The sequence below is a fragment of the Nitrospira sp. BLG_2 genome, assembly GCF_049222245.1.
On the sequence record NZ_JBLYIG010000096.1, the window covers coordinates 1 to 5,088 of the forward strand.

6 protein-coding genes are annotated in these 5,088 nt (G+C 56.1%); all 6 read right to left on the minus strand.

What is annotated here, in order from left to right; translation table 11 throughout:
- Positions 1-228: 228 nt before the first annotated feature.
- Positions 229-468 (minus strand): hypothetical protein, encoded by a 240-nt coding sequence (locus ACOSYY_RS02825; protein WP_421660755.1) that lies wholly within the window; start codon positions 466-468, stop codon positions 229-231.
- The gene (locus ACOSYY_RS02830) at positions 468-1,961 is read right to left on the minus strand and encodes a molybdopterin-dependent oxidoreductase (RefSeq protein ID WP_421660756.1); all 1,494 of its coding nucleotides are present in this window, start codon (positions 1,959-1,961) and stop codon (positions 468-470) included. The genes ACOSYY_RS02825 and ACOSYY_RS02830 overlap by 1 nt, the downstream gene beginning before the upstream one ends.
- Positions 1,962-2,059: 98 nt before the next feature.
- The gene (locus ACOSYY_RS02835) at positions 2,060-2,518 is read right to left on the minus strand and encodes a hypothetical protein (protein WP_421660757.1); all 459 of its coding nucleotides are present in this window, start codon (positions 2,516-2,518) and stop codon (positions 2,060-2,062) included.
- On the minus strand, positions 2,515-3,543 hold the full coding sequence (locus tag ACOSYY_RS02840) for an SDR family oxidoreductase (RefSeq protein ID WP_421660758.1): 1,029 nt from the start codon (positions 3,541-3,543) through the stop codon (positions 2,515-2,517). The genes ACOSYY_RS02835 and ACOSYY_RS02840 overlap by 4 nt, the downstream gene beginning before the upstream one ends.
- A gap of 33 nt (positions 3,544-3,576) precedes the next feature.
- Positions 3,577-3,777: a hypothetical protein gene (locus tag ACOSYY_RS02845; RefSeq protein ID WP_421660759.1), complete on the minus strand. Its 201-nt coding sequence runs from the start codon at positions 3,775-3,777 to the stop codon at positions 3,577-3,579.
- A 36-nt stretch (positions 3,778-3,813) separates the two neighbouring features.
- The gene (locus ACOSYY_RS02850) at positions 3,814-4,824 is read right to left on the minus strand and encodes a vitamin K epoxide reductase family protein (protein WP_421660760.1); all 1,011 of its coding nucleotides are present in this window, start codon (positions 4,822-4,824) and stop codon (positions 3,814-3,816) included.
- Positions 4,825-5,088 lie beyond the last annotated feature (264 nt).

A 5,088-nucleotide genomic window follows, 5' to 3' on the forward strand; every position in this document is an offset into this window, starting at 1 on the left:
TTGTAAGCCTGTGGCTTGGCACTAGGAGTTTCCCAGGTTAGATCTCGGAAAAAATTTGGTTTGTGGCGAATAGGAAAAGGTGAGACCAGTCGATGAGGTGGGTCACTTGGAGACATAAGACCGCTCTTTGTCTGAATCAATCCAGGAAAGCAAATAATAGAGCAATCCCAGCAGCCAAAGGATCGGAATGATGATCAAGATGAGAAGAAAGAGCGCCATGAGGCGAACTCACTTTTCGTCGTTGCGATGGTAAAGAAACCGGATCAACACAACCTTGAGGTCTGCGCGCAGATCGGCGAGCGGAATGCGGTCATTATCGATGAATTCTCTTCCCGCTGTCTCGGGAAAAAGACGAAACGAGCGCGTCAGGACTTCGGCCGAGATGTCGTCATAGTAATAACGCACGAGCTCCACGACGGCGTTGTCGTCGGTAGGAAGAGTTTCTTCGTGGAAGAACGACGTTGCCATCAAATCGATGCCACCTTCTCGTAAAACTGATGGTCTTCTCGGTATCCTCCATAGCCCAATTCAACCTCGTCCAATGAGGTCACCACGTCGATGTGTGTCAGATACTTCACCATTTTGTACCCGACCTTCGTCTCCACACGTAGACGACAGGGCGCGCCGTGCTCAAGGGGTAACGGACATCCGTTCATCTCATACGCCAGAATTGTTTGCGGGTCCTGAACCTCGTCCAACTTGAGGACTTCATAGTAATGATCAGGTGCATATTCGTCCTGGACGAACGCATGGAACACGACCCACTTGGCCTCCAACTTAGGACGGCAGCGCCACAAGACCTCGCGAACTTCTACGCCGGCCCAGGTGGCGATGCCGGTCCACCCTTGAATGCAGTTATGCCTGACCGTTTGTTCGCGTTTGGGCATCCGATGGAGATCGCTCAACGATAGTTCCATCGGCCGTTCGACGAGTCCACCGATGCGCAAGCGCCAGTCGTGAAATCCAGTTTGGGCCATGCGACGATAATCGCCGTTCACGGGCGGATAACCGTTGACATGGTGCATGGCTGAAACATTCCGTCGGTCGAAATGTTGACGAGACTCCAGCTTGCGGAAGAAGAAGCGCATGAGCGGCTCGACGACCTTCGCGGCATGCTCTTGGAAACCGCGCTGATGCCGGCGCGTGTATAACGTCGCGGCAATGTGAAATCCGATCACAGCGAGAAGTGCCGAGGAAGCGGCGACAAAGGTCAAGACTGAAGAGGCATCATGAGGACCGAACATCACCAACATGTGCCCGATGTTCTGCGGAAAGTGCACGAGAATCACCATGATGAGATGGATCAGGACATAGAGAACCAAGAGCATCAGCCCGATAAAATGGAGGCTCCTTGCGCCCTGTCTCCCGCCGAAAAGATCGACGTACCATGGGTATCGGGCAATCAATGCGGGCGACTGCGCGAGTCCCGTGAGGATCATCAATGGACCGAGGATAAAGACGACGGAGGCGTACACGAGCTGCTGGAGGGGATCATATGGATGAAACGAGGATTCCGGCGGCGCATTGAGGCTCGCGAATGTCAGAATGCTGTCCCACGCCTCGGGGAAAATCGACCAGCTCGTTGGGATGAGCCGCCGCCATTGTCCGGTCGCGAACAACAGTCCCACATAGCAGAGGCCGTTCAGAATCCAAAGCGGTACGATCAAAAAATGCCAATTACGGCCGGCTCCAAGATTGTGGTGCCCTCCCGGAATCGCAAAGACAGGGGATACGTCCTCCGCCTCGTCCAGTGAAGTAAATAACCGATTCGTCGGCATCTTTTTCTTCCCGAATTTCACCCACTCGCTTCCCGGCCGACAATGGTCATTCCAGTAGAGTTTTGGATGATCGGCGAGAATCTGAAGACCGCTTCGTATGAGAAAGAAGATGCAGAAGAGATTGATAAAGTGATTGATCCTCAGCCAAATGGGGAACCCCAAATCATGTATGCTCGGGTCCATATCACGAGTTCTTTTTTACAAATTATGCGTTCGGATCGCGCTCCATCGACCGCCGGATGAGATATCCTCGACAGCGCGTGTCAGGTATCCATCCTCGCTTATCCCCGTTCCAGCGTGACGCCTTGTTCCCATCCATAGCGGACGGCATCCTTGTACTGACTCCAGAGTCCCATCGTACTTTCGTCCCAGGTTCGGCGTGCCTCCGGTTCGACGCGGCTCCAGTCCATCTTCCGATAGCGCGGGTCAAGGCCCAGTTCAAACCCGTGTTGGTAGGCCGGACGATATTGGTTATAGTCATAATGCGATGTCGAAAAGTGCGACTGATAATGGTCCTTGAAACGTGACTCGTGTTTCACGAATTTGTCGAATGCTTCTTTTTCACGATCGGTCATGCCCGCGATGCGATCCTGTTTCTGTTGACGCGCCGGCTCTTGCGCTTGCGATGAGACGAGATGCACATGGCCGTAGCTGTGTTGCTCCGCCGGCATCAGGCGCAGGATCACCCATGTGAACGGAATCACGAGGATCAAGAATCGAAAGGCAGTCGTGGTTGTCATGCCGACCTCCTGGCCGTCAGATAGAGTGAAGATAAAGCCGCGAGACTGAGGCCTAGCGCCAACCAACTGCGGTGGCGATTGGCCCAGGCCTGCACGCTGTAGTCAGCGGAGCGGTCGTCGAACTGTCCTCTTGCGCCATAGTCACCAGGCAAGGGATCGTAGAGATTGTTCGCGCGCCGGGGATCCACCGACTCCTTTGTTTGCTGAGCTCCGTATCCCATGTACGCTAACAAGTGGTCCAACAATCCTGGAAAGAACTTGTCGCCGATGATGGCTCGCGCCGCGGAGAGGCCTATCGTGAACTCGCGCCGAGGGTGATGGGCGATCCAGTATACGTACCGTGCGATCACTTCCGGCTGAAAGATCGGCGGAACCGGCTGGGGATGCCGCGGCATCCGGGTCTTGATCCAGGAGAATTGCGGTGTATTGACCGCCGGTAATTGAACGATCGACAGTTGGACGTTACTATTGTCATGAATGAGTTCGGACCGCAGCGCTTCCGTGAACCCCTGAATGGCGTGTTTGGCGCCGCAATAGGCGGATTGTAGGGGTATGGCTCGGTAGGCCAAGGCCGAGCCGATTTGCACGACGACGCCGCGGTCACGCGGGACCATGCGACGCAAGGCAGCCAAGGTTCCATAGACGTATCCCAGATACGTCACGTCGGTCACCCTGCGATAGTCCGCCGCGGTCATCTGGAGCGCGGGGGACAAGACGGACACCATGGCGTTGTTGATCCACATATCGATCGGTCCGAACTCTTGTTCCGCTCGATCCGCCGCCGCTTCGACCTGCAAGTCGTCGGAGACGTCCGTCAGGATGGGCAGAGCCCGGCCACCGAGGCGTTCGACATCGTGCCTGGCCCCTTCCAGCCCATCTCGGCTGCGGGCCAAAAGGACAACGGAGGCGCCGTGCGTTGCGAACTCCTTGGCGATGGCTCTGCCGACCCCGGCTGAGGCGCCTGTCACGACGACGACTTCGGATTTTCCTTTCCCATTATGATTCGGGTTCATGCGGTTCCCCATTTCTTTGTCTCCTGGTTCTTCTACGCTCGACGATCACGGTACCCGCGCGGTCGGATCGTATCCCTCGTACTGATGCCCCACGATCGCGAATCCCACCGTGAGAACGAGCAGGATCAAGAGCAGATAAAATGCAAACCGAAACGCATTCAAATATGGCGTGTCGAACCAGCCGGCGGCATACAATCCCACGATGATCAGCGTGAACAACAGAATGCCGGCAATGAGCATGTACATCGGAGGTCACCTATCTCCACAGGATTTTAAAAGCTGCTATCCGGCCTTCTTCCATTGCTCATGTGTCCCAGTATTGGAAGGATGCAATGGTGTCGTCCATACACGGCGCCAGCCGCCTCCTGTCCGCTCTCGTTCGGGTTCCTTGGCGAGGGACAGTAAGAGGATCGCTCCGCCGATCAACGCGCTGCGCGCGCCGATGTGCAGAGGCTCGTACGCCAGCAGCACCGGAGCCAGCATCAACCAAAGGCCGAGAGCGACATTGACCCATCGAACGGAACGAGTGACTTCAGCCATGGCCATGATGGCCATGCTCACCACCAGCGGGCCGACGATATGACCGATGACCCGCTCCGGTCCTTCGTACCGCATCACATCCGGCGCAGCCATGAGCCAGACACCAAGTGCTATGACGAGCAGGTGGTTCCACGTTCCTCCCCATAGAACATTCCTGCCGTTTGTGGAGGCCGGTTCGGCGGAATGTTCCGGTCTCGCACCCGCACGCGGTTCGCTCGTCTCACGGCGAAGCTGAGGGCCTCGCTGCGAAGCGGGTTTCATGGGCAAGGCGTCATCCTCTTCCATGGCTCCACCATGCCAGAACGTATTCCACACCGATCGGTTCTGCTCATGGGAACGCCGAAGAAACTGCAGACTCGCCAAGACCTCGTCCATTGCCGGCCCGATCATGATCAATGAGATGAGCGCTGAAGAAAGGCACAGCGTACACCAGGCCTGCAACAACACAGGCTGGGAGATAACCAAGAAGACGCTGATCAGGCCTAACGGGCCGACGGCGAATCCGAACACAATGACCATCCAAGGCATGGTCCGCCATCGCGCCTGTCCCCCGATCACGCCGGTCACGGCATCCAACGCATAGGCTGCGGCTCCAAGCGCTGCGTCGGGGACGGGAAGAAGGTGAGAAAGGAACGAATTCAATACGGTTTGGCTTCCCGACCCGAACCAAGGTTCCCATACCTCTTTCACCACGCCTATTTGATACAAAGCCAGATATGCGGAAACAACCAGCCCGATTACGGCTACTCCCACGATCCATACGCGCTCCGACCATGTGGACGGGTTGTACGACCAACCAGATGGAATGTCAGATAGTGGAGTGTCGGATGACAGAGTCATAACGTTCAACTATGCAGTGTCCGGCTGGTAGGCCGAACTCGCGATACGGCACAATGTATCGTGATCGGACAGGTTGTCCCTTTCACAAAACAGAACGGCCATCTCCAGTAGCATCCTGGTTCGCTTTGCGCCCTTGACCAATTGTGCAATCAACAGCACAACAACCGTCGTCGCGAT